Source organism: Rhodococcus ruitaii (assembly GCF_055230935.1).
This window is the reverse complement of sequence record NZ_JBUYWC010000019.1, coordinates 52,787-76,326: the sequence shown is the minus strand read 5'-3', so window position 1 is coordinate 76,326 and position 23,540 is coordinate 52,787. Positions and strand designations below refer to the sequence as shown.

23 protein-coding genes are annotated in these 23,540 nt (G+C 66.3%); 10 read left to right on the top strand and 13 right to left on the bottom strand.

Going from position 1 to position 23,540, the window contains the following annotated elements; translation table 11 throughout:
• Positions 1–8: 8 nt before the first annotated feature.
• Positions 9–1,226, bottom strand: coding sequence for an acetyl-CoA C-acetyltransferase (locus ACZI8W_RS22490; protein WP_463370736.1), 1,218 nt, complete (start codon positions 1,224–1,226; stop codon positions 9–11).
• Between the two features lie 167 nt (positions 1,227–1,393).
• Between ACZI8W_RS22490 and ACZI8W_RS22485 the strand changes: the two genes are divergently transcribed.
• Complete coding sequence (locus tag ACZI8W_RS22485) at positions 1,394–2,542, top strand: CaiB/BaiF CoA transferase family protein (RefSeq protein ID WP_463370735.1); 1,149 nt, start codon at positions 1,394–1,396, stop codon at positions 2,540–2,542.
• Positions 2,543–2,599: 57 nt separating this feature from the next.
• On the opposite strand, the gene ACZI8W_RS22480 is transcribed toward ACZI8W_RS22485, so the two are convergent.
• The 3 genes from ACZI8W_RS22480 to ACZI8W_RS22470 all read right to left on the bottom strand — a co-directional run bounded on the left by ACZI8W_RS22480 (position 2,600) and on the right by ACZI8W_RS22470 (position 6,390).
• Positions 2,600–3,739 (bottom strand): acyl-CoA dehydrogenase family protein, encoded by a 1,140-nt coding sequence (locus tag ACZI8W_RS22480; protein WP_463370734.1) that lies wholly within the window; start codon positions 3,737–3,739, stop codon positions 2,600–2,602.
• A 4-nt stretch (positions 3,740–3,743) separates the two neighbouring features.
• On the bottom strand, positions 3,744–4,910 hold the full coding sequence (locus ACZI8W_RS22475) for an acyl-CoA dehydrogenase family protein (RefSeq protein ID WP_463370733.1): 1,167 nt from the start codon (positions 4,908–4,910) through the stop codon (positions 3,744–3,746).
• Between the two features lie 160 nt (positions 4,911–5,070).
• Complete coding sequence (locus ACZI8W_RS22470; protein ID WP_463370732.1) at positions 5,071–6,390, bottom strand: oxygenase MpaB family protein; 1,320 nt, start codon at positions 6,388–6,390, stop codon at positions 5,071–5,073.
• 162 nt (positions 6,391–6,552) lie between these two features.
• Between ACZI8W_RS22470 and ACZI8W_RS22465 the strand changes: the two genes are divergently transcribed.
• From ACZI8W_RS22465 to ACZI8W_RS22450, 4 genes are all read left to right on the top strand, one after another.
• Positions 6,553–7,257, top strand: coding sequence for a nitroreductase (locus ACZI8W_RS22465; protein WP_463370731.1), 705 nt, complete (start codon positions 6,553–6,555; stop codon positions 7,255–7,257).
• 40 nt (positions 7,258–7,297) lie between these two features.
• Complete coding sequence (locus ACZI8W_RS22460) at positions 7,298–8,314, top strand: ABC transporter ATP-binding protein (protein ID WP_463370730.1); 1,017 nt, start codon at positions 7,298–7,300, stop codon at positions 8,312–8,314.
• Positions 8,315–8,634: 320 nt separating this feature from the next.
• The gene (locus ACZI8W_RS22455) at positions 8,635–9,420 is read left to right on the top strand and encodes a LamB/YcsF family protein (protein ID WP_463370729.1); all 786 of its coding nucleotides are present in this window, start codon (positions 8,635–8,637) and stop codon (positions 9,418–9,420) included.
• Positions 9,404–10,012, top strand: a complete 609-nt coding sequence (locus ACZI8W_RS22450) for a 5-oxoprolinase subunit B family protein (RefSeq protein ID WP_463370728.1) — start codon at positions 9,404–9,406, stop codon at positions 10,010–10,012. The genes ACZI8W_RS22455 and ACZI8W_RS22450 overlap by 17 nt, the downstream gene beginning before the upstream one ends.
• A 14-nt stretch (positions 10,013–10,026) precedes the next feature.
• Here ACZI8W_RS22450 and mgtE read toward each other — a convergent pair whose 3' ends face one another.
• Positions 10,027–11,400 carry a magnesium transporter gene (gene mgtE, locus ACZI8W_RS22445; RefSeq protein WP_463370727.1) on the bottom strand — a complete coding sequence of 458 codons (1,374 nt, stop codon included), beginning with the start codon at positions 11,398–11,400 and terminating at the stop codon, positions 10,027–10,029.
• Between the two features lie 99 nt (positions 11,401–11,499).
• Here mgtE and ACZI8W_RS22440 point away from each other — a divergent pair, with 99 nt between their 5' ends.
• Positions 11,500–12,363 (top strand): 5-oxoprolinase subunit C family protein, encoded by an 864-nt coding sequence (locus ACZI8W_RS22440; protein ID WP_463370726.1) that lies wholly within the window; start codon positions 11,500–11,502, stop codon positions 12,361–12,363.
• Positions 12,364–12,399: 36 nt separating this feature from the next.
• Here ACZI8W_RS22440 and rlmB read toward each other — a convergent pair whose 3' ends face one another.
• The 5 genes from rlmB to carD are packed head-to-tail and all read right to left on the bottom strand — an operon-like array spanning position 12,400 to position 16,492.
• Positions 12,400–13,359 carry a 23S rRNA (guanosine(2251)-2'-O)-methyltransferase RlmB gene (gene rlmB / locus ACZI8W_RS22435; protein ID WP_463370725.1) on the bottom strand — a complete coding sequence of 320 codons (960 nt, stop codon included), beginning with the start codon at positions 13,357–13,359 and terminating at the stop codon, positions 12,400–12,402.
• Entirely contained in the window at positions 13,359–14,753 is a 1,395-nt protein-coding gene (gene cysS, locus ACZI8W_RS22430; RefSeq protein ID WP_463370723.1) for a cysteine--tRNA ligase, read from the bottom strand. The genes rlmB and cysS overlap by 1 nt, the downstream gene beginning before the upstream one ends.
• Positions 14,754–14,764: 11 nt before the next feature.
• Entirely contained in the window at positions 14,765–15,241 is a 477-nt protein-coding gene (gene ispF / locus ACZI8W_RS22425; protein ID WP_463370722.1) for a 2-C-methyl-D-erythritol 2,4-cyclodiphosphate synthase, read from the bottom strand.
• 6 nt (positions 15,242–15,247) lie between these two features.
• A complete protein-coding gene (ispD, locus tag ACZI8W_RS22420; protein WP_463370784.1) occupies positions 15,248–15,964 on the bottom strand; it encodes a 2-C-methyl-D-erythritol 4-phosphate cytidylyltransferase in 717 nt (238 codons plus the stop codon).
• 39 nt (positions 15,965–16,003) lie between these two features.
• Positions 16,004–16,492 carry an RNA polymerase-binding transcription factor CarD gene (gene carD, locus ACZI8W_RS22415; RefSeq protein ID WP_463370721.1) on the bottom strand — a complete coding sequence of 163 codons (489 nt, stop codon included), beginning with the start codon at positions 16,490–16,492 and terminating at the stop codon, positions 16,004–16,006.
• A gap of 273 nt (positions 16,493–16,765) precedes the next feature.
• On the opposite strand from carD, the gene ACZI8W_RS22410 reads away from it, so the two are divergent.
• Positions 16,766–17,395, top strand: a complete 630-nt coding sequence (locus ACZI8W_RS22410; protein ID WP_463370720.1) for a copper chaperone PCu(A)C domain-containing protein — start codon at positions 16,766–16,768, stop codon at positions 17,393–17,395.
• 98 nt (positions 17,396–17,493) lie between these two features.
• Positions 17,494–18,882, top strand: coding sequence for a DNA repair protein RadA (gene radA, locus ACZI8W_RS22405; protein WP_463370719.1), 1,389 nt, complete (start codon positions 17,494–17,496; stop codon positions 18,880–18,882).
• Here the strand turns inward: radA and ACZI8W_RS22400 are convergent.
• A complete protein-coding gene (locus ACZI8W_RS22400; RefSeq protein WP_463370718.1) occupies positions 18,879–19,673 on the bottom strand; it encodes a crotonase/enoyl-CoA hydratase family protein in 795 nt (264 codons plus the stop codon). The genes radA and ACZI8W_RS22400 overlap by 4 nt on opposite strands.
• A gap of 73 nt (positions 19,674–19,746) precedes the next feature.
• On the opposite strand from ACZI8W_RS22400, the gene dinB reads away from it, so the two are divergent.
• Positions 19,747–20,994, top strand: coding sequence for a DNA polymerase IV (dinB, locus tag ACZI8W_RS22395; RefSeq protein ID WP_463370717.1), 1,248 nt, complete (start codon positions 19,747–19,749; stop codon positions 20,992–20,994).
• 9 nt (positions 20,995–21,003) lie between these two features.
• Here dinB and ACZI8W_RS22390 read toward each other — a convergent pair whose 3' ends face one another.
• Entirely contained in the window at positions 21,004–21,564 is a 561-nt protein-coding gene (locus ACZI8W_RS22390) for a PaaI family thioesterase (RefSeq protein ID WP_463370716.1), read from the bottom strand.
• A 93-nt stretch (positions 21,565–21,657) separates the two neighbouring features.
• Between ACZI8W_RS22390 and disA the strand changes: the two genes are divergently transcribed.
• Positions 21,658–22,740, top strand: a complete 1,083-nt coding sequence (gene disA, locus ACZI8W_RS22385) for a DNA integrity scanning diadenylate cyclase DisA (RefSeq protein ID WP_463370715.1) — start codon at positions 21,658–21,660, stop codon at positions 22,738–22,740.
• 38 nt (positions 22,741–22,778) lie between these two features.
• Here disA and ACZI8W_RS22380 read toward each other — a convergent pair whose 3' ends face one another.
• Entirely contained in the window at positions 22,779–23,540 is a 762-nt protein-coding gene (locus ACZI8W_RS22380) for a hypothetical protein (protein WP_463370714.1), read from the bottom strand.

The window sequence follows — 23,540 nt, the reverse complement described above, 5'->3', positions numbered from 1 at the left end:
ATTCTCGGTCACAGGGCTTCGATGACGGTGGCGATGCCGATGCCGCCTCCGACGCAGAGCGTCACGAGGCCGTATCGACCGCCGGTGCGATGCAACTCGTCCAGTATGGTCGACACGAGCATCGCGCCGGTCGCGCCGAGCGGATGCCCCAGCGCGATCGCGCCGCCGTTGACGTTGACCTTGTCGATGTCCAGGTCCAGGTCCCGCACGAAGCGCAGCACCACCGAGGCGAACGCCTCGTTGATCTCGACAAGGTCCAGGTCGTCGGCCGAGATACCTGCCTTGGCAAGCGCTTTCCGGGACGCGGGTGCCGGCCCGGTCAACATGATGGTCGGATCGTCGCCGGACACCGCGGTCGCCACGATGCGCCCCTTCGGGGTCAGGCCCAGCTCGTCACCGATCGCCTGGCTGCCCACGAGGACGAGGGATGCGCCGTCGACGATTCCCGAACTGTTCCCTGCGTGATGGACATGATCGATCCGGTCGATCCAGTGGAACTTCTGCAGGGAAACCGCGTCGAATCCAGCTCTGGTGCCGAGCTGTTCGAACGACGGGGCGAGCGCGGCGAGAGTCTCGGTGGTGGTGGTCGGACGGATCAGCTCGTTCCTGTCCAGAACCACGCGACCGTTCAGATCACGCACCGGGACCGTCGATCCCGCGAAGCGGCCCTCGGTCTCGGCAGCGGCGGCGCGCTGGTGCGAGCGGACCGCGAATTCGTCGACATCGTCGCGGGTGAAGCCCTCGATGGTGGCGATCAAATCGGCGCCGATCCCCTGAGGTACGTACCGGGTACGGAAGTTGGTGGCCGGATCGTCCATCCAGGCACCGCCATCCGATCCCATGGGGACCCTGGACATCGATTCCACACCGCCGGCGAGGACCAGATCCTCGAAGCTGGACGCGACCTTCTGCGCGGCGATGTTCACGGCCTCGAGACCGGACGCGCAGAATCTGTTGACCTGCACGCCCGCGACGGTGTCGGGTAGCCCTGCGGCGATCGCCGCGATCTTCGCGATGTCGCCGCCCTGCTCCCCCACCGGGGAGACCACGCCGAGCACCAGGTCGTCGATCCTGTTCGGGTCCAACGCGGGATTGCGTTCCCGGATCGCGTCCACGAGACCCACGGTGAGGTCGATGGGCTTGATTGTGTTGAGCCCACCGCCGCGTTTGCCCTTACCGCGCGGGGTGCGGATCGCATCGAAGATCAGTGCATCGGTCGCCGCCATCGAAACTCCCTGTCTACTTGTCCTCACTGCACCTCGCAGCACATCGCACCATACACTTTGTTCATACTTTCTGTATAGCATTGGTCGGCGTGCGCGCGGTTCGGCCGTGCACACCGATGCACGGTGAAGCACAACAACATTGAAATCACCCGATGAAGGGAACTGCCTTGACCACACACTCTCCTCCGCTCGACGGTGTGCGCATCGTCGAACTCGCGGGGATCGGCCCCGGCCCATTCGCCGCCATGATGCTCGCCGACCTCGGTGCCACCGTGATCTGCATCGAACGGCCCGGCGGCAACCCATGGGCAGACGGCGGCAGATCCGTGCTGTTCCGGAGCCGGACCTCGATCGCACTCGATCTGAAGTCGCCCGACGGAATCGCCGTCGTGAAGGATCTGTGTCGCGACGCCGACGGCGTGCTCGAGACCTTCCGTCCCGGCGTCGCCGAACGGCTCGGCGTGGGCCCGGACAATCTGCAGGCGATCAATCCCGCGCTGGTGTACGGCCGGATGACCGGATGGGGACAGGATGGAACGCTCGCCACGGCACCCGGGCACGACATCAACTACATCGCGCTCAGCGGCGCACTACACGCCATCGGCCGACGCGGCGAGGCACCCGTGCCGCCGCTCAACCTGGTGGGCGACTTCGGCGGTGGCGGCATGCTCATGGCTGTCGGCATGCTCGCGGGCATCGTCTCGGCCCGCGCGACCGGCACCGGAACGGTGGTGGACGCGGCGATGATCGACGGTGCCGCAGCGCTGATGGCGATGTTCCACGCGCTTCGAGCCGACGGCCGCTTCACCGAGGAGCGCGGCTCCCACATGCTCGACACGGGCGCCTTCTTCTACGACGTGTACCGCACCCGCGACGACCAGTGGGTCAGCATCGGCGCGATCGAGAACCAGTTCTGGGCGGACATGTGCGACGCGCTGGATCTACCACAGATGCTGCGCGACAACCACTTCGACAAGTCGCGCTGGGAGGAGTTCCGACCGATCCTCGCCGCGCGGATCGCCCGGTCCACCAGAGCCGAACTCGACGCACTGTTCGACGGGCGGAACACCTGCTACGCGCCGGTCCTGCCGATGTCCGACGCACCGAACCACCCACACAACGCCGCGCGGGACACGTTCGTCGAGGTGGACGGTGTGGTGCAGGGCAATCCGGCGCCGCGGTTCGACGGGCGACCACCGACCCGGCCCCGGCCGGCTCGCCCCTCCGGCGCAGACACCCGGTCGGTGCTGAAGGAACTCGGCTATGACGACGCCCGCATCGGTGACCTGCTCGGTCGAGGAGTTGCCGCCGAATAACGTCGAGGGGTGGGCGGAACGAATCCGCCCACCCCGGGTGTCACAGCAGCAGCGATCTCACAGGCCCATCGACCGGCCGACGATCTCCCGCATGATCTCGTTCGTGCCACCGTAGATCCGCTGTACGCGCGCGTCGCGCCATCGGCGGGCCACCTCGTACTCCTCCATGTATCCGTACCCGCCGTGGATCTGCAGGCAGGTATCCAACGCCTCGAACTCGAGTTCAGTGGTCCAGAACTTCGCGCCCGCCGCCTCCGCGGGCGACAATGTGCCCGCGACGTGCGCATCGATGCACCTGTCGACGTAGACCCGCGCGATACCGACCTTGGTGTGAAGCTCCGCCAGCGTGAACCGGTTAGCCTGGAAGCTCCCGATCGTCCGGCCGAATGCCTTCCGTTCCTTGGCGTAGTCCACCGCGAGCTCGAGCGCCTTCTCCGCACTGGCGACGGCCACGACGGCCATCGACAGCCGTTCCTGCGCGAGATTCGCCATCATGTAGTGCAAACCCTTGCCCGGATCGCCGAGCACGTGGGCAGCGGGCACGGCGACGCCTCGGAAGAAGAGCTCGGCCGTGTCCTGAGCACGCCGGCCGATCTTGTCGAGCTTCCGGCCGCGTTCGAACCCGTCCTGCCCCTCCTCCACGACGAACAGCCCGAATCCGCCGCCGTCCTCGTCCGGGATTCGGGCTGCGACGATGACGATCTCGGCCTGGATACCGCTGGTGATGAACGTCTTCGATCCATCGAGGAGCCAGTTGTCGCCGACGCGGCGGGCCGTCGTCTTGATGGCCCGCAGGTCCGAACCGGTGCCCGGCTCCGTCATCGCGATCGCGATCGCCTTCGCACCCGAGGTCACATCGGGCACCCACCGCTGCTTCTGGAACTCGCTTCCCAGTTCGACGACATACGGCAGCACGATGTCGTTGGTCAGAGAGAAGCCGTCCCCGACCGTGCCGGTGCGGACGACCTCCTCGTTGAGGACGGCGTTGAACCGGAAGTCGCGCAACCCGGCTCCGCCGAGTTCCTCCGGTGCCGCGAATCCCACGAGTCCTTGGCCTGCTGCTGTGCGCCAGAAGGACCTGTCGACCATACCGGACTCTTCCCAGGCTGCAGTGTGTGGCACCGCCTCCTTGAGGAGGAAGCCGTGGACCATGTCCCGAAACTGATCGTGCTCGGGTTCGAAGATGTTGCGGTCCATATGATCACAATCCCATCGACTTGCCGATGATCTCCCGCATGATCTCACTGGTGCCACCGTAGATCCGTTGGATGCGGGCATCGACGTAGGCACGGGCGATCGGGTACTCGGTCATGTAGCCGTATCCACCGAACAACTGCAGACACCGGTCGGCAATCCTGCCCTGCAGTTCGGTGGCGGCGAGCTTCGCCATCGCCGCTCGCTCCGGTGGGAGTTCGCCCGCAACGAGATCGGCGAGACAGTTGTCGACGAACGCCCTGGTGGTTTCGAGTTCGGTTCGCACGTCGGCAAGTTGGAACCGGGTGTTCTGGTACGACCCGATCGTGGAGCCGAAAGCCTTGCGCTCGCAGACGTAGTCGAGCGTGAGGTCGAGCATCCGGAATCCGGATTCGACGCTGGCCAGCGCGATGGTCATGCGTTCCTGACTCAGATTCGACACCAGGTACCGGAAACCCATGCCGAGCTCTCCCAGCAGGTTCGCCGCAGGCACCCGGGCGTTCTCGAAGTGCAACTCGGCGGTGTCCTGGGCGTGCATGCCGATCTTGTCGAGGTTCCGGCCGCGGGTGAACCCGGGGGTGTCGCGTTCGACGACGATCAGTGAGAGGGCGTTATGGCGCCCCTCCGCGCGCTCCGTCCGAACGGCCACGATCACGAGGTCGGCGTTGATCCCGTTGGAGATGAACGTCTTTCCGCCGTCGAGAACGTAGTGGTCGCCGTCGAGGGTGGCGGTCGCGGCAATGGCGGCAAGGTCGGATCCGGTGCCGGGCTCGGTCATCGCGATCGCGGCGATCAACTCCCCTGACGCGAGGCCCGGCAACCAGCGTCGACGCTGCTCGTCGTTCGCGTACTGCAAGATGTAGGGGAGGCAGATGTCGTTGTGGAGGTTGACGCCGAACGAGACCACCCCTGCCCGGGCGATCTCTTCGGCGATCACCGCATTGGAACGGAAGTCGGCAACGCCGCCGCCTCCGTACTCCTCCGGGATCTCCATTCCCAGGAAGCCGTGCTTGCCCGCCTCGGTGAAGAGCTCCCGCGGAACGATGCCGTCGCGTTCCCACTCCGGGTACCGATCGACCACGCGGGAGGCGAGGAAAGATCGGAAGCTCTGCCGGAGTTCGTCGTGCTCGGGCTCGAAAACTCGTCGCTTCGGCGACTTCGTGTACGTTGCCATGCCCTTGAGAATACATTGCGTCTATACACATTGTATAGGTTATTTCCGCTGGTGCAGTTCCGATCCGGTGCACACTGCGATGTGACCATCACAGCGGCATGGAACACGGGCGGGGCACCGCGCACGAAGACGCGATGCCCCGAGCACCCTCCTCACCCGGTCAGGAACCGGGCAGTGACACCTTCGGCATGTTGCCTCGATTGGCCTCGATGTCCGCACCGACCTCCTCGGGATTGGCGACCTCGTGCTTCCGATCCCCGTCGGGAATCTCGATCGCCGCGTTGAACATCTTCAGCAGCGCGAACGCCGACTTCTCGTCATCGTGCGGAAGGATCCGCGACAGCCGGTGCCCGACCGAGATCAGGGGCCGCAGCGCGGGCAGCACATGCCGCCAGCCCGTCGGCTCGACGTGCAGCATGTCCATCGTCTCGCGCGGCAGCCAGGAATACAGCATGCCGTAGGCCAGCGCGAGCCTGCGCTCGGTCGTCAGCTTCTCCTCGATCGGCGCCGGAAGGATGTTGACGTCACCGGGCGGATTCTCGACGCTGTAGCGGATCACCGAGTGCGCCACCTCACGGCAGTATTCGTCGGCGGGTTGCTCGATCAGGCCATGCAGTGCAGACTTTCGGCACGCGTCGTCATAATCCTTGTGGAGGATGTCCTCCGGAACGCCGATGACGTATCCGACGTAGCGGGCCAGCGCGGTGATGTCCTCGATCTCCCGGTCGCTGTAGCGGATACCCGAGTTCTGGATCGCGTCGATGAACTTGTGGCAGAACTGCCCGGCCTGTGTCTCCATCGCGTCGAGATTGTTGATGGGGATCCCCCAGGCGGCCCAGTCCCAGGTGTCCGCCCGGCTGAGGCTGTTCCGCACGGCCGCGTGGATCATCCGCACCTTGGCGGTGAGGCGGAACCCCTCACCGAACCGCGTCATGTTGCCGGGCGTGTAGGCGGCCACGATGTAGCGGAAGCTCTCGATCAGACGGGTACCGGTGCGGTCTGCCGTGCCGAGTCGGCCACTGAACAGAACCGGCCGGGTGGAGCTGTACAGCGAGAAGCCTCCCGCGATGGACGACCACGCGAGAACGGGCGGAACGATGATGCCCGGCCGCCAGAACGCGACGGCACCGCGGTAGAGCTGGTCGAAGTCGACCCACTCGGGAATGCGGTCCAGGGCGGCGAATAACTCGACCAGCGCCGGCCCGGGCTCATCCACGGCATCGATGCCGTGCTCCAGCGCGGTATCGAAGGTGCGCCAGCTGGTGCCGTTGCTCTTGTCCTTGAACTCCAGCATCGCCCGGTACGCCACATCGTCACCGAGGAGCGCGTGGTCGGTAAGCTCCTCCATGAAGTCGCGGCCGAACATCGCCAGCGCCTTCTCACGATTGTTGATCCGTCCCAGATCGATCCCGCGCGGAACCCACTCGGGAACATCCAGGTCGCCTTCGCGCTGCGGCCGAAGCCTTTCCGTGGTCGTCATCTCACACTCCCTTGTACCGGGTTCGGAAACCCTCGTAGTGATGTGCACTACGTTCGAGGCTAGACCACACCTGAACAGTGTGTCTATACTTCCTGTTCAATTCCTTCGGTTCAGTGGTATCACTAATTCAAGAGCTTTGTCTCCCAACAGAAAAGAAGAACCATGACACCCTCCACCGAGGCACCGGACGCCACTCACATTGCGGCACTGCGCGCGCTACAGCAGAACCGTAGGAGCTGCCGGGCGTTCACCCTCGACCCCGTCCCCCACGACACCCTCGTCGACATCGTCGACTCCGCTCACCTCGCGCCGTCCTGGTGCAACACCCAACCGTGGCACCTCCACATCACCGAGGGGATCGCGACCGAACTGTTCCGCGTCGGCCTCCGGGACCACATCGGCTCGGCACCCCGGCAGGAGCCGGACATCGACTTCCCCGCCTCGTACGAGGGCGTGTACGGTGAGCGACGCCGCGAGAGCGGATGGCAACTCTACGAGAGCCTCGGCATTGCCCACGGCGACCGCGTCGCCTCGGGCAGACAGATGCTGCGTAACTTCGACCTGTTCGACGCTCCACATGTCGCAATCGTCACGACGGATCGCTCATTGGGCACCTACGGCGTCCTCGACTGCGGTCTGTTCGTCGCGAACTTCCTGCTCGCAGCCGAGAGCCTCGGGGTCGCCACCATCGCGCAGGCCGCCATTGCCAGCCAGGCGCCGTTCATTCGGAAGTTCTTCTCCATTCCCGACGATCGGCAGGTGCTACTCGGAATCTCCCTCGGCTACAGCGACAACGAGCACCCGGCGAACGCGTTCCGAACGAACCGACAGTCCGTCGCCGACGTGGCGTCGTGGATCGACAACTGACAGCCCACACAGTAGCGGCACACATCGAGAGGAGAGCTCCGTGGGAATCGCGGTCGAGGTCGACGGACTGACGAAATCGTTCGGCTCACAGCGAATCTGGGAGGACGTGACGTTGACACTGCCTGCCGGCGAGGTCAGCGCACTGCTCGGGCCGTCGGGCACCGGAAAGTCGGTGTTCCTCAAGTCACTAATCGGGCTGCTCCGGCCCGAACATGGGTCCATCGTCATCGACGGCACCGACATCCTGCAGTGCTCGAGCAACGAGCTCTACGAGATCCGCAAGCTGTTCGGCGTACTCTTCCAAGACGGAGCACTGTTCGGATCGATGGACTTGTACGACAACGTGGCCTTTCCCCTGCGCGAGCACACCCGAAAGTCCGAGTCCGACATCCGGCGGACGGTGATGGAAAAGCTCGAGCTGGTCGGACTGCTCGGCGCGGAGCACAAGCTCCCCGGCGAGATCTCCGGCGGCATGCGCAAACGTGCAGGGCTCGCGCGAGCGCTCGTCCTCGATCCGCAGATCATCCTCGTGGACGAGCCCGACTCCGGTCTCGATCCCGTACGCACTACCTACATCTCACAGACGCTGATCGACATCAACGCCGAGCTCGACGCCACGATCCTGATCGTCTCGCACAACATCAACCTCGCGCGCACGGTGCCCGACAACATCGGGATGCTGTTTCGTCGCAACCTGGTGATATTCGGGCCGCGGGAAGTTCTGCTCACCTCGGACGAACCCGTGGTCAAGCAGTTCCTGCAGGGTTCGATGATCGGCCCGATCGGCATGTCGGAAGAGAAGGACGACGCGACCCGAGCCCACGAACAGGCTCTACTCGATGCGGGCCACTCGGCAGGCGGAGTCGACGAGATCACCGGAATCGTCCCGCAGATGTGCGCGACACCCGGACTCCCGACACGGCAGGCTGTTGCCCGACGGCAAATGCGCGTACGCGAGATCCTTCATTCACTTCCCTCAGCCGCACAGGCCGCGATCGTCGATGACCTCGATGCGCAATCGACCCCACCATCGGTATCCCTGGTCAGGACCACGTAGATTACCGAGATCGTCTTGCCCCGGGAGCGGGATGCCGCCGGCTTCGCTTCGCGGCGTCTGACGCGAGTCGGCGGTTATGGCACGTGGTCTCCAACTCCACATCACGGCAGACACGCAACGCAACGCCGGTGTCCACCCCATTCCTCCAGCAACAGATGCTCGAACCGATGTCCACGCGCTCGTTGCGGCGTTCCATGCTGCACAGCGCACAGCCCAGGATGATGTGTCCTGGCCAGAGCGTTCGTCGGCGCACTGATTGCGGGTCCGCCGCGGACGCCGATCGCTGATCGGCCTGCACCCGGCAGCCTAGAATCGGACACGTGACCCGCATCGACCTCAACAGCGACCTGGGCGAAAGCTACGGGCAGTGGCGTCTCGGCGACGACAAGACCATGCTCTCGCTCGTCACGAGCGCCAACATCGCCTGCGGATTCCACGCGGGCGATCCGTCGACGCTGCTCGACACCTGCAGGGGCGCAACAGATCACGCCGTGCGTATCGGAGCCCAGGTGGGGTACCACGATCTGACGGGATTCGGCCGACGGTTCATCGACGTCGAGCCGGCTGAACTCACCGCCGAAGTCATCTATCAGATCGGCGCGCTCGACGGTCTCGCCCGAGCGGCGGGTTCGGCGGTCAGTTACGTCAAACCGCACGGCGCCCTGTACAACGCGATCGTGCACCACCGCGAGCAGGCCCGCGCGGTGGTGGAGGCGATCCGCTCGTACAACGCCTCGCTGCCCGTGCTCGGCCTCCCCGGATCGGCGTTCCTCGAGGAGGCCGAGCGCGCGGGGTTGGTCGTCGTCCCCGAGGCGTTCGCCGACCGCGCGTACACACCCGAGGGCACGCTGGTGTCGCGGCGCGAACCGGGCGCCGTGCTACACGACCCGGATGTGGTGGCCCGGCGGGTGCTGCGCATGGTCACCGAGGGTGTGGTCACGGCGATCGACGGCACGGATGTGCGCGTGGATGCGCAGTCCGTGTGCATCCACGGCGATTCCCCCGACGCCACCGCGATGGCCCTGGCTGTCCGGGCCCTGCTGGACGCCGAGAACGTCGACATCCGCGCATTCGTCCAGGCGGTGGCGAATGAAGATCCTGCATAACGGCGAATCCGCGATACTCGCGGAGTTCGATTCGCTCGACGACGTACTCGCGCATTTCCGCGCACTCGATGCGCAGCGAATGCAGGGTGTCCTCGACCTGATTCCCGCCGCCCGGACACTGCTGACCCGCTTCGACCCCGAGACGACCCGCGCCGACGCGGTGCGCCGCTGGCTCCTCGAGACACCGCCGATGCGCGCCGACACCGCCCCGGGTACGGAAGTGGTGATCGACGTCCGATACGACGGCCCCGATCTCGAGGAGGTCGGGGAACGAACCGGACTGGGCGCCGAGGGTGTGATCGCCGCACACACCGGCCGCGTCTGGACGGTGGCGTTCGGCGGTTTCGCGCCCGGCTTCGCATACCTCACGGGCGGCGACAGCCGCTTGCACGTACCGCGCCGCGATTCCCCGCGCATCTCGGTGCCCGCGGGGGCGGTCGGGCTCGCCGGCGAGTTCTCCGGCGTCTACCCCCGAAGCTCCCCCGGTGGCTGGCAATTGATCGGAACCACCGAACAGGTGCTGTGGCAACCGGACCGGACCCCGCCCGCACTGCTTCGTCCCGGTAGCGCGGTGCGGTTCGAGTCGATCTGAGCGACGAGCGGGCGTCAGATTCCCAGCACCGCCTTCGCGATGAGGAAGTACACCACCAATCCGGTGGCGTCGACGAAGGTCGTGATGAACGGATTGGAGAAGACCGCAGGATCTGCCCGGATCGCCTTGGCCGCCAAGGGCATCACTCCACCGACGGTGGCCGCGAGTGTGCACACGGAGACCAGCGTCAGCCCGATCACTGCTCCGACCGACATGTCGTAGACGACGGTCGCGAGCACGAACGCCACCGACCCGAGCAGCACCCCGAGCGACAGTCCCACCCGGAACTCACGGACGACGACTCGACCGACGTCGCGGGGACTCACGTCGTCGAGAGCCAGTGCACGCGTGACGGTGGTCGCCGCCTGATTGCCCGTGTTGCCACCGGTACCGATCAGCAGCGGCACGAACAACGCCAACGTGACGGCCTGCTCCAGCGTCGATTCGAATACCTCGAGCACCTGCACGGTCAGGGTTGCTCCGACCGCCAGCACCAACAGCCACACGACCCGTGAGCGCACCAGTTGCCCCGCTGGTGTAGCAAGGTACGGCTGCCGCAGCGGCTCGGTGCCACCGATGCGAGCTTGGTCCTCGCTCTCGGCCGACTCCAGGATGCCCAGCGCGTCGTCGACGGTGAGAATACCCACCAGTCGTGTCTCGCTGTCCACCACGATCAGCGCCAGCAGTTTGAGTTCGGCACAGCGGCGAGCCGCTTCCTCAGCGTCGTCGGTGGCCCGCGCGAAATACGGTTCGTTCATGAGGTCGCCGACGACGCCGTCCTCAGGCGCACCCATCAACTCCCGCAGCCCCACTACGCCCACGAGGATCCGGTTCCTGTCGACGACCGGCAGCGTGTAGACCGTCTCCGCATCGTGCAGGCGGCTCCGCACCATCGCGAGCGCTCGGTCGACCGGCAGGTCGAGTCGCAACGACACGAACTCCGGGCTCATGCGCCGGCCCAGCGCACCCTGTGGGTAGCCGAGGATCGCTGCCGTCAACTCACGTTCGTCGTACGGAAGCCCCCGTAGGAGTTTCGCGGCGACGGTCGCCGGCAATTCGTCGAGCAGTTCGACTCGATCGTCGGGCTCGAGATCGGCGAAGATGGTTGCAACCTGGTCATCCTGCAGGCCCCCGACGAGGGCGCTCTGCAGACTCGGATCCAGTTGCTCGAACACCTCCATCGCCTGGTCCTTGGGCAGCAACCGATAGAGCACCGCGCGGTCGGTCGTGTTCAACCGCTCGAGCACGTCGACGAGCAGTTCCGCGCTCAGGTCGGCAACCGCAGCGTGCGCCGCGGTCAGATCGCCGTCGCCCAACGCACGCTCGACCGTCCGGGTCGCCTCGACCCTGCTGGCCTCGATACGGGTGCTCGGATCGTCCCGGCTCATCACGCCTCCTTCGAACTGCGGCACCCCAACCTAACGCGCTCCGGGCGGGCCCACCGAACTACTCTCGCGGCCGACCACAGAGTGCGAGACCATAGGTCCATGGCATGGTTGGAAGTCGTCACCTGCGGAGTATTCACGACCGTGCAGGACCGCGGGCGCACCGGCCACGGGGCCGACGGCGTGACCGTATCCGGTGCGGCCGACCGCACGGCGCACGACGCCGCGAATCGGCTCGTCGGCAATCACCCGGATGCCGCCGCGCTCGAGATGACCGGCGGCGGGCTTTCCGTCCGCAGCGTCGGCGACACGATCGTAGCGGTCACCGGAGCGCGTGTCGACGTGACGGTCAACGGCCGGCCTGTGGGCGATTATGCGCGAGCACTGCTCCGCGATCGGGACATCGTCTCTGTCGGTGCGCCGTCCGAAGGATTGCGGTCGTACCTGGCGGTCCGCGGCGGCATCGACGTACCGGAGGTACTGGGAAGCCGCTCGACCGACACATTGTCGGGCACGGGCCCCGCACCGGTACACACCGGCGATCGGTTGCTGGTCGGTGCGCTCGCCGACGAACTCCCCCATGAGGAGCAGATCCCACCGCCCGCCCCGCACAGCGATCCCGTCGAACTCCGTGTGCGGATCGGACCCCGCGACGACTGGTTCACCCCCGCGTCGGTCCGCGCACTCCTGCACGAATCATGGACGGTGACGCCGAAACTCGATCGGGTGGGGATCCGGTTCCAGGGCCCCGGCCCCCTGCACCGCTCACGCCACGACGAGCTTCCCAGCGAAGGCATGGTTGCGGGTTCCGTTCAGGTGCCGCCGGAGGGGCACCCGGTGCTGTTCCTCGCGGATCATCCCGTCACCGGCGGATATCCGGTGATCGCCGTGGTGACGACAGCGGACCTTCCCACTGCCGCGCAGTTACGGCCGGGTCGGCACGTGCGGTTCGTCCGATTGATCTGAGCCACAACCGTGTTGTCCCACACAGCGATCCGGCCGTCAGGAACGACGGCGACGCGCGATATCGGCGAGCACGACTCCTGCCGCAACCGACGCGTTGAGCGATTCGACGTCGCCGGCCATCGGGATGGACAGGATGGAATCGCAGGTCTCGCGAACGAGCCGCGAAAGCCCCTTGCCTTCGGACCCCACCACCACGACAACGGGATCGGTGCCGTCGAAATCGTCGAGATCGGTGTCGCCACCGGCATCGAGACCCACGACGCGGACGCCCTGAGACTGCCAGTCCTTGAGCGTGCGCGTCAGGTTGGTTGCCCGAGCGACCGGAAGCCGCGCCGCGGCACCCGCACTGGTGCGCCATGCGACAGCGGTCACCGACGCGCTCCGACGCTGCGGAATCACCACGCCGTGGCCACCGAACGCCGCAACGGACCGGATGATCGCACCGAGGTTGCGCGGGTCGGAAATGTTGTCGAGCGCCACCAGCATGGGCCGCTCGTGCTTCTCCTTGGCGCGCACGATCAGATCATCGGGATGCGCGTAGCGGTACGGCGGCACCTGAAGGCCGATGCCCTGGTGCATGCCGTTGGCGGTGAGCCGGTCGAGTTCGCCGCGCTGTACTTCGAGGATCGAAATGCCGGCATCGGCGGCACGCTGCACGGACTCCTTGAGCCGATCGTCGGCTTCCGCTCCGATCGCGACGTAGAGCGCGGTCGCGGGCACCTCGGCGCGCAGACACTCGACGACGGGATTGCGGCCGAGAACCATTTCCGGTCCGTCGTCCGGCTTGCGTCCGCCCGGACGGCGGCCCCGATTGTCGGCGGCCTTCGCCGCGGCGCGAGCGCGGCGCGCTGCGGGATGGTACGAGCGGTCCTCGGCCTTGGGGGTCGCTCCGCGGGCTTCGAGACCGCGCCGACGCTGACCGCCCGAGCCGACGACCTGACCTTTCTTCGTTCCGCCCTTGCGGATCGCTCCGCGACGCTGGGAATTGCCTGCCATCACTGCCCTGCTTTCAGGGACCACTCGGGTCCGTTCGGCGTATCCGTTACTTCGATCCCCGCCGCTGTCAGCCGGTCACGCACTTGGTCGGCGACCGCCCAGTCCTTCTCGGCGCGGGCGCTCTGTCGACGATCGAGTTCTGCTCCCACCAACACATCGAGGGCAGCGAGCGCACCCGACTCGTCGCCGGAGCTCTCCTGCCAGTGTGCATCGAGTGGGTCGACACCGAGGACGGAAAGCATCGCACGGACCTGAGACGCGATACGTACCGCGGCGGTCAGGTCTCCGTTGTCGAGCGCTTTGTTGCCCTCGCTGCGCCTGCCGTGGATCTCGGCCAGTGCCTTGGGCACCCCGAGGTCGTCGTCGAGTGCGTCGGCGAACGCGTCGGTCCATGTTCCGATCGGAACGTCACCGGCCCGGTCCCGTGTCTTGAGCACGAACGACTCGAGTCCCCGATAGGCTGCGGCGGCCTCGGCCAACGCCGTGTCGGAGTATTCGAGCATCGACCGGTAGTGGGCGCTGCCGAGGTAGTAGCGCAGTTCTTGGGCCCGCACCCGGGTGAGGACGTTGGGGATGGACAGCACATTGCCGAGCGACTTGGACATCTTCTCGCCACCCATGGTCACCCAGCCGTTGTGCATCCAATAGCGGGCGAAGCCGTCGCCCGCGGCGCGCGCCTGCGCGATCTCGTTCTCGTGATGGGGGAACACCAGATCCATACCACCGCAGTGGATGTCGAACGCACCGCCGAGGTAGAACTCGGCCATCGCGGAGCATTCGAGGTGCCAGCCCGGGCGGCCCCGGCCCCACGGAGTCGGCCATGAGGGTTCGCCCGGCCTCTCGGCCTTCCACATGGTGAAGTCGCGGGGGTCGCGTTTGCCTCGCCCGGCGCTCTCACCTTGGTGGACGTCGTCGAGTTTGTGCCCCGACAACGTGCCGTACTCGGGGAAGCTCCTGACGTCGAAGTAGACGTTGCCGTCGGCTGCGTATGCGTGCCCCGCGTCGATGAGGCGCTGCATCAGCTCGACCATCTGGGTGACGTGCCCGGTTGCGCGCGGCTCCACCGAGGGCGGCAGCACGCCGAGCGCGTCGTAGGCGCGGGTGAAGGCGCGTTCGTACGTCGTCTTCCATTCCCACCAGGGGCGGCCCGCTTCGCCGGACTTACGGAGGATCTTGTCGTCGATGTCAGTGACGTTTCTCACAAACGCGACATCGAGGCCTTTCGCTGCAAGCCACCGTCGCAGCACGTCGAATGCGACGCCGCTGCGCACGTGGCCGATGTGGGGCTCACCTTGAACAGTGGCGCCGCACAGATACACCGAGGCGTGTCCGGGCACCAGCGGTTCGAAATCCCGCACAGCTCGTGTTTCGGTGTCGAAAAGGCGCAAAGTCACGACAGACCATCCTACCGTTGATCGGCGTCGGGTAATACGAGCGCGGTGGCGATGGCCGCCACACCTTCTCCGCGGCCGGTCAGCCCGAGTCCGTCGGTGGTGGTTGCGGACACCGACACGGGTGCGCCGAGCAGATCGGACAGTACGCGCACCGCCTCGTTGCGGCGTGGGCCGATCTTCGGGCGATTCCCGATCACCTGCACCGCCGCATTGCCGATGGACCAGCCCTCTTCGGCCAGCAGCCGCCGTACCTCGAGGAGCATCGAGGCTCCCGACGCTCCAGCCATCTCGGGTCGATCGGTTCCGAATAGTGAACCCAGGTCGCCGAGGCCGGCGGCCGACAGCAGCGCATCACACAACGCGTGCGCTGCGACGTCGCCGTCGGAGTGACCTGAGCACCCATCCGCATCGTCGAACAGCAGACCTGCCATCCAGCACGGGCGCCCCGGCTCCACCGGGTGGACGTCTGTTCCGATTCCGACACGCACGTGTGGTCAGTTCCCCTCTTCGCTCCGGTCGGCGTCGGCGAGCAGAGCTCGGGCCAGCACCAGATCCAACGGTGTAGTGATCTTGAAGGCGAGTGGGTCTCCCGCCACGGTCTGCACGGGCTCGCCGAGCCGTTCGACCAGCCCGGCGTCGTCGGTTGCGTCGCCCGTATCGCGATTGGCGCGGTCCAGCAGGTCTGCGGCGAACCCCTGCGGTGTCTGCACCGCGCGGAGGGCCGCGCGGTCCGGGGTGCCGGTGACGACGCCGTCGGAGTCGACGCGCTTGATGGTGTCGGCGACCGGCAGGACGGGAATCACCGCGCGGCACCCGGCCCGCAGGTGGTCGACCACGCGGGTGAACAACCGCGGCGGGGTCAGCGCCCGCGCGGCGTCATGCACGAGGACGAAATGCGCGTCGGATGCCGCCCGCAGGCCGGCTCGCACAGAATCGGCGCGTTCCGTGCCGCCCGCGGTGACCACGACCCGATCGGCGTACTCCTCGCGTACGAGTTCGGCCGGAGGGGTCGCGGCGAGTTCGGGCGGTGCGACCACCACGACGCGGTCGACTGCGCCGGAACCGAGCATCGAGTCGACCGCCCGGTCGAGCATGGTGCGCCCATCCAGGTCGACGAATGCCTTGGGGAGCGATTCCCCCAGCCGGACGCCGCGGCCGGCCGCCGGAATGATTCCGACGACCGGCCCGCGGCGATCGTGTACTTGCTGTATTCGATTCACTTGATGTTGATTCGAGTGTCGCGTCGCCTATCAGGATGCGGCGGCGAGAACCTCGTCGAGCATGCTCTCTGCCTTGACCTCGTCAGTTCCCTCGGCGAGCGCGAGCTCACCCACGAGAATCTGCCGGGCCTTCGCCAGCATGCGCTTCTCACCTGCAGAAAGGCCGCGGTCCTGTTCCCGGCGCCACAGATCGCGAACTACTTCTGCGACCTTGTTGACATCACCGGAGGCCAACTTCTCGATGTTGGCCTTGTACCGCCGTGACCAGTTGGTCGGTTCTTCGGTATGCGGTGCGCGCAGCACCTGGAAAACCTTGTCGAGGCCTTCTTGTCCCACAACGTCGCGAACTCCGACGTATTCGGCATTCTCAGCAGGTACCCGCACCGTGAGGTCGCCCTGCGCGACTTTCAGAACCAGATATTCCTTCTGCTCCCCCTTGATGGTGCGTGTTTCGATTGCTTCGATCAGCGCCGCACCGTGATGGGGGTATACGACGGTGTCTCCGACCTTGAAAATCATGTGTCCCGTGCCCCTTTCGATTCTTCGAGTTTAACACGTGACCACATCGCCCTCTCATCAACGGCGCAGGTCAGGGCACCGACACGTGGGCGTAGGACTTGACAGGCAACCGGTTACGTGCATCTCGTGATGTGCGACACACCCACCCGGATAGGGTGTTCCGGCCCGTTGTGGTGCACAAAATGGCAATATCGATGACCCGACGCGCACTCCCCGTGGGGCAACTACTACTCTGCCTAGTGGATTGCGAGCCTTACCCCGAGTGGAGGAAAAGTGACTGCTCTCAACACGCCGACTCGCCGAGTCGCGACCGCTGTCGCCCTGGCCGCGGGTGCGATGCTGGCGCTGTCCGCGTGCGGCGCCGGTCAGATCACCCAGACCTCCGATCAGGTGGCTGCGATCAACGGCACCAACACGGACGCCGGCACCATCGCGCTGCGCAATGTACACATCATCTACCCGGATTCCGAGGAGTACAGCATCGAGCCGGGCGGTACCGCTCTGCTGGGCTTCACCATCGCGAATCTCGACGCCTATCGGGACGATGTCCTCACCGGCATCGAGACCGAGTTCGCGGGTTCGGTGACCGGGGTCGACGACATCGAGATCCCGGCTCTGGGTTCGGTCGTCGCAGGTGTTTCCGAGGAGACCACGAACCTCCTCGAGTCCGTCGATGAATCACCGCAGCCGACCTCGCCGGAAGAGACACCCATTGTGCCGACGGCGGTCGAAACGATCGAGCTCGTCGACCTGGAGGAAGGTGTCCGGCCCGGCCTGACCATCCCCTTCACCTTCTCGTTCAGAGAAGCCGGTGACGTAACCCTGTCCGTACCGGTCGATGCGGGCCCGGTGCTCGAACGCCACGAGTCGGAGCTGTCGCCGATCATCGGCGAAGCGCACTGACCCAGCACGACCACAGAACGTCGCCGAAAGGTCCGGACGAGTAGATTCTCGTCCGGACCTTCCGGCGTTCTGTCACCACATTCGCATATCCTCCGGCCGTGGCCAGAACCAAAACGCTCTATCGCTGCTCCGACTGCTCGCACACCGTCGCCAAGTGGGTCGGACGCTGCCCGGAATGCGGAACATGGGGATCGCTGGACGAAGCGCCGGTACAGCCCGCGGCCGTCGCATCGCGGCCGGGCACCTCGCTCGCACGCGCCGGCGCCGCGGCCGTCCTCCCCACCACCCCTGCCACTCCCCTGACCCGGATCGACGGCAAGGAGACCGCTGCCAAGTCCACCGGCATCTCCGAACTCGATCGCGTCCTCGGCGGCGGGATCGTGCCCGGATCCGTCGTCCTGCTCGCAGGCGAGCCGGGCGTCGGCAAGTCGACGCTGCTCCTCGAGGTCGTACATCGCTGGGCTCAGCGCGGCGCCGACGACCGATCGCTGTACGTGACAGGCGAGGAATCCGCCGGTCAGGTCCGGCTCCGCGCCGACCGCACCGGATCCGTCCACGAGCGGGTCTACCTGGCGGCCGAATCCGATCTGGCGACCATCTTCGGTCACGTCGAGCAGGTCAAGCCGACGCTGCTCGTCGTCGACTCGGTACAGACGATGCTCGCCGCCGACGTCGACGGCGTGTCCGGCGGTGTCACCCAGGTCAAGGCCGTCACGAGCGCCCTGACCTCACTCGCGAAAGCGAGCGGGATCCCGGTGTTGCTCATCGGTCACGTCACCAAGGACGGCGCAGTCGCAGGTCCACGCTCACTCGAACATCTCGTCGACGTCGTACTGCACTTCGAAGGCGACAAGCATTCGACGCTGCGCATGGTGCGCGGAGTCAAGAACCGGTTCGGTGCGGCCGAGGAAGTGGGCTGCTTCGAGCTCACCGAGGGCGGCATCGTCGAAGTGAGCGACCCGTCCGGATTGTTCCTCCAGCACCGGAACGAGGAGGTCTCGGGCACGGCCGTGACCGTCACGATGGACGGCAAACGCCCTCTGCTCGGCGAAGTACAGGCACTCGTCGTCCACACCCAAAATCCGTCACCGCGGCGGGCGGTGAGCGGTCTGGATTCGGCGCGTGTCGCGATGGTCCTCGCCGTGCTCGAACGCCGCTGCAACATCCGCAATCTCGGGAAATGCGACGTGTACGCGTCGACGGTCGGAGGCATGCGGATCACCGACCCGTCCGCCGACCTCGCGTTGGCGCTCGCCATCGTGTCTGCAGTACGGGATCAGCCGGTCCCGCCCGGCACCGTCCTACTCGGAGAGGTCGGGTTGGCGGGCGAGGTCCGACGTGTGGCCGGGGCGGGTCGACGGCTCACCGAAGCACACCGACTGGGGTTCACCCGCGGCGTGATCCCCCGCAACACCGACGGCGCGCCGTCCGGTATGAAGATCCGCGAGGTGACGAATCTGGGGCAAGCGCTCATGAACATCGGCTAACGGAAGGCGCCGCGCCTGCCCTCCCCGGACGCGAACCGCGCGGCCCCGGCGAGACCTTCCCGTGCGACGATCGGCACACCGTGTGCGCCCTCGGCACGCAATGCGGCGTCGAGCGGGAGGTCGAACGAGCGGAAGGCCGACGCGCGATCCACCGACAGGCATTCCTGCGGGAATGCTGCCAGCCGCTGCGCGATCTCCCGCGCCGCATCGAGTGATGCACCTGCGTCGACCACTCGGTTGACGAGACCGAACGCCAAGGCCTCGGCCGCGTCCACGGCGCGGCCGGTGAGGATCATATCGAGCGCTCGGCCCTGCCCGACGATCCGTGGCAGCCGCACCGTGCCCCCGTCGATGAGCGGTACACCCCAGCGGCGGCAGAACACCCCGAAGATCGCGTCGGATTCGCACACCCGCAGGTCCGCCAGCAACGCGAGTTCGAGTCCGCCTGCGACCGCGTAACCGCTCACCGCGGCAATGAGCGGCTTGGTCAGCATCATCCGGGACGGCCCCATCGGCCCGGTTCCGCCGCCCTGCGGGTCGAGTTCGTGATTCCGTTGCGGATCACCCACGGCAGTGAGATCGGCGCCGGCACAGAAATGGCCCCCGGCTCCCCAGAGGACCGCGACACGCTGCTCGTCGTCGGCGTCGAACTGTTCGAATGCCTCGCGGAGCTGCGCAGCCATCGGCCCGTCCACGGCGTTCCTGCGCTCGGGACGGTTGAGCACGATGGTGGTGACGGCACCGTCTCGTTCGACGACCACGTCAACGTCACCACGATCCGGGGCAGACATGAGTTGTTTCTAACACCCGCCGAGGCCGCAGATCTGCCGTATGGCGCGATTCGTCGGCCCTGCATGCGAACATATGTTCGTGTCCGCCCGAGCAACGATCCTCCACGCCGATCTCGACGCGTTCTACGCGTCCGTCGAGCAACGCGACGATCCGTGGTTGCGGGGCAAACCCGTGGTCGTCGGTGGCGGGGTCGTTCTGGCTGCAAGTTACGAGGCGAAGGCATACGGAATCAAGACACCCATGCCGGGCCGTGCAGCACGTGCACTGTGCCCGCACGCGATCTCGATGCCGCCACGCATGGACGCCTACTCGCGGGCCTCGCAGGAGGTGTTCGCAATCTTCGATCGGGTCTCGTCCGTCGTCGAAGGGATTTCCATCGACGAGGCCTTTCTCGACGTATCGGGGCTGCGGCGTATCTCGGGCGAACCGGCCGACATCGCGGCACGCCTGCGCGCCACGGTCCGGACCGAGGTCGGTCTGCCGATCACCGTCGGTGTGGCCCGGACGAAATTCCTTGCGAAGGTCGCGAGCGGAGTCGCGAAACCCGACGGGTTGCTCGTCGTCCCACCAGACCGAGAACTCGAGTTCCTCCATCCGCTGCCCGTCGAACGCCTGTGGGGTGTGGGTGCGGTCACCGCCGCGACCTTGCACGCACGCGGGATGCGCTCGGTCGCCGATATCGCTAACGAATCCGAATCCGACCTCGTCGCGCTGCTGGGCCGAGCTACAGGCCGACACCTGCACGCGCTCGCGACCGGACACGACCCACGACCGGTCCACCGCCGACGCCGACGTTCGATGGGTGCCCAGCACGCGCTCGGCCGCGGAGCACACAGCATCGAGTCGGTGGACGCAACGCTGCAACTGCTCGTCCGCAAGGTCGCCGGCCGGATGCGCCTCGCCCACCGGATCGGCCGCACGGTGGTACTGCGGCTGCGCTTCGCCGATTACACGGGTGTCGCGCGGTCGCACACACTCGGTGTCCCTACCGCACGCACCGACATCCTCACCGACGCCGCACGCGCCCTGCTCGAATCAGCGAGGCCCCTGCTTACCGATCGCGGGCTCACCCTGATCGGGGTCACGGTGACGAATCTGGCTGGCGAGGGCATCGAACAACTCGAGCTTCCCTTCGACGAACCGGTGCCGCCACACGATCCGGTATCACACGAGATCCCCACGAGTCACCGTCCGATCGACAGGCACGCCCTCGACACGGTCCTCGACGAAATCCACAATCGTTTCGGCGCCGGCGCGCTCACCTCCGGGACGCTGATGGGCCGCGACCACGGGCAAGGAGTGCCGATGCTCCCCGACTGACCACTGAACTCAGACCGACGAGATGTCGTCGGGGCCGGGCAGCCCGTCCACGAACTCCTTGCCCTTCTCGAAATGCTCGTGCCCGACGATGACGAACAGTCCATGGGAGCTCCCCACGATCGCGTCCGGATCTGCGAACGGACCGTCGACGATGCGCACCTCGGCGCTCGTGTACACCTTGCGGCGCACCGTTCCCTCGACCCGGGCGGTGAATTCGAGGACCGCCCCCAGCGGAATGGGACGCGTGAAGTCGGTGCCCAGGTGACCGGTGACCACGGGCTTCCGGAGGACGGCGTTGCATGCGAAACCCTGGATTTCGTCGAACGCGGTCATGAGGATGCCGCCGTGGATGAAGCCGGGTCCGCCCTGGAACCGGGTGGCCACCTCGAAGCGGCCCTGAACGGAGAGTCCCTCTCCGACGGTGCACTGCATCGCGAGGCCGGTCGGCTGATCGTCGCCGCAACCGAGACATTTGGACCAGTGCTGCGGTATCGGCGTACCCGGACCGGGGAGATCCTCGCGAAGATCAGGAACGACGAGGTCGTCGGGCAGGGTCCAGAGACTACTCATGAGCAAGTAATGTAGTTGCGCGCTCGCTTGCGACTTTCCGTGGTCGGCGCAAGTGTGACGAGAACCGCACGTGCAGCCAGGAGGACTTCGCACATGATCGAGTCGGCCGACGCTGCGACGTTGAACGAGACAATCGCGCGTCTGGCACCCGGCACAGCACTGCGAGACGGCCTCGAACGCATCCTGCGGGGCCGCACGGGCGGTCTGATCGTGCTCGGCTTCGACGAGCGTGTCGCATCGATCTGCGACGGCGGATTCGAACTCGATGTCGAGTTCTCCCCGACCCGGTTGCGGGAGCTGTCGAAGATGGACGGCGCGGTGGTGGTGTCCACCGACGGCACCCGGATCGTGCGCGCGAACGTGCAGCTCGTGCCCGATCACCGCATTCCCACGGTCGAATCCGGCACCCGGCATCGCGCCGCCGAACGTACCGCCATCGAGACCGGGTATCCCGTGGTGTCGGTGAGTCAGTCGATGAGCATCGTCAGCGTGTACGTCGAAGGACGTCGGCACGTGATCGACGATTCGGCGATGATCCTCTCCAGGGCAAACCAGGCCGTGGCGACACTCGAGCGGTACAAGGCCCGTCTCGACGAGGTCACCCGGCAGCTTTCGGTGGTGGAGATCGAAGACATCGTGACGTTGCGCGATGCGCTCACGGTCGCGCAGCGCCTCGAATTGATGCACCGCCTGTCGGTGGAGATCGAGCAGGACATGCTCGAGCTCGGCACCGACGGGCGGCAGCTCGCCCTGCAACTCGAAGAACTCGTCGGCGACAACCTGCTCGCACGTCAGCTGCTCGTGCTGGACTATCTCGCCGGCACCGATTCACCGTCGGTCCTCGACGTGGAGCAAGCGCTCGACGCACTGGGCGGCCTGACCGACGTCGATCTGCTGGATCTGACGACACTCGCACGGGCGTTCGGCTATCCGAACACCATCGAGGCTCTCGACACCGCGATGAGCCCGCGCGGATACCGCGTCCTCAATCGTGTTCCGCGGCTACGGGCACGTCAGATCGACCGGCTGGTGAGCGCTTTCGGAACACTGCAGGGGCTGCTCGCCGCGACAGCCGCAGACCTTCAGGCCGTCGAAGGCATCGGGGCGCTGTGGGCGCGGTACATCCGTGAAGGCCTCTCCCGCCTGGCCGAGGCATCGATCAATCACTTCGACTGATCAGCACGACAGGACCTGACCCGATCCGGCCGAACGGCTCACGCTGTCACGTTGAACGGTTCCGGCGTGCTGCGCAGACCACCGAGTTGCCCGACGACCGTGTATGCCCCCGGTTGGACCGGTTCCCGCGGTGTCTCGCATCCGGGCTCGGACGTCGTTCCAGACCACCGCACGGAGAAGGCCGCCTGATCGCCGGGCTGGAGCGAACGCACGTCGGCGGTCGAGTCGGGGAAACAATCGGTGTTCGCCCATACACGCTGGTTACCGTCGAGGGTGTACACGAGAACCTGCTGGAGTCCTGCGCCGAGGTCGCGTTCGCACGAGGACGTCCCGATGTTGGTGATGACGATCGTGAACTCCGGTTCGGTTCCGACCTGATAGTTCGGCTCGCCGGCCGTCACACGCACCGCGAGCGATTGATCGGAACACTGCCCTGGCGCCGCCGATGCCGACGCCGCGGTGGTGCCTGATTCAGCAGCATCCGGCTCAGCATCCGAAGTGGTGGACGACTCGGAGGACTCCGACCCGGACGTCGTCGCGGAGTCGGTGCTGCCGGATCCACCGCCACCCGAGCCGCCAGTGTCCGAACCGGCCTCTACACCGGAGCCGTCCGGTGTGGTCGTGGTGGTCTCGGACATCGCGGTCTCGGAGGCCGCCGGGTCCGTTTCCGGATCGTCGCCGCCGGTGAAGGCGAGAACCGCCCAGACGACCAACGCCAACACGACCACCGCGACGACGATCGCGAGAACACGGCGTCGCCAGTAGATCTCAGGAGGAAGTGGTCCGTTGGGTTCAAACAC

What these genes read in the sequence shown, in the direction of transcription:
- ACZI8W_RS22390 (WP_463370716.1), bottom strand. Translation starts at nt 21,564, where the DNA reads ATGAGTAGTCTCTGGACCCTGCCCGACGACCTCGTCGTTCCTGATCTT.
- ACZI8W_RS22400 (WP_463370718.1), bottom strand. Translation starts at nt 19,673, where the DNA reads ATGTCTGCCCCGGATCGTGGTGACGTTGACGTGGTCGTCGAACGAGAC.
- ACZI8W_RS22490 (WP_463370736.1), bottom strand. Translation starts at nt 1,226, where the DNA reads ATGGCGGCGACCGATGCACTGATCTTCGATGCGATCCGCACCCCGCGC.
- mgtE (WP_463370727.1), bottom strand. Translation starts at nt 11,400, where the DNA reads ATGAGCCGGGACGATCCGAGCACCCGTATCGAGGCCAGCAGGGTCGAG.
- disA (WP_463370715.1), top strand. Translation starts at nt 21,658, where the DNA reads ATGATCGAGTCGGCCGACGCTGCGACGTTGAACGAGACAATCGCGCGT.
- ACZI8W_RS22440 (WP_463370726.1), top strand. Translation starts at nt 11,500, where the DNA reads ATGGCATGGTTGGAAGTCGTCACCTGCGGAGTATTCACGACCGTGCAG.
- dinB (WP_463370717.1), top strand. Translation starts at nt 19,747, where the DNA reads ATGTTCGTGTCCGCCCGAGCAACGATCCTCCACGCCGATCTCGACGCG.
- ACZI8W_RS22475 (WP_463370733.1), bottom strand. Translation starts at nt 4,910, where the DNA reads ATGGCAACGTACACGAAGTCGCCGAAGCGACGAGTTTTCGAGCCCGAG.
- carD (WP_463370721.1), bottom strand. Translation starts at nt 16,492, where the DNA reads ATGATTTTCAAGGTCGGAGACACCGTCGTATACCCCCATCACGGTGCG.
- rlmB (WP_463370725.1), bottom strand. Translation starts at nt 13,359, where the DNA reads ATGGCAGGCAATTCCCAGCGTCGCGGAGCGATCCGCAAGGGCGGAACG.
- ACZI8W_RS22465 (WP_463370731.1), top strand. Translation starts at nt 6,553, where the DNA reads ATGACACCCTCCACCGAGGCACCGGACGCCACTCACATTGCGGCACTG.
- ACZI8W_RS22470 (WP_463370732.1), bottom strand. Translation starts at nt 6,390, where the DNA reads ATGACGACCACGGAAAGGCTTCGGCCGCAGCGCGAAGGCGACCTGGAT.
- ACZI8W_RS22450 (WP_463370728.1), top strand. Translation starts at nt 9,404, where the DNA reads ATGAAGATCCTGCATAACGGCGAATCCGCGATACTCGCGGAGTTCGAT.
- ACZI8W_RS22480 (WP_463370734.1), bottom strand. Translation starts at nt 3,739, where the DNA reads ATGGACCGCAACATCTTCGAACCCGAGCACGATCAGTTTCGGGACATG.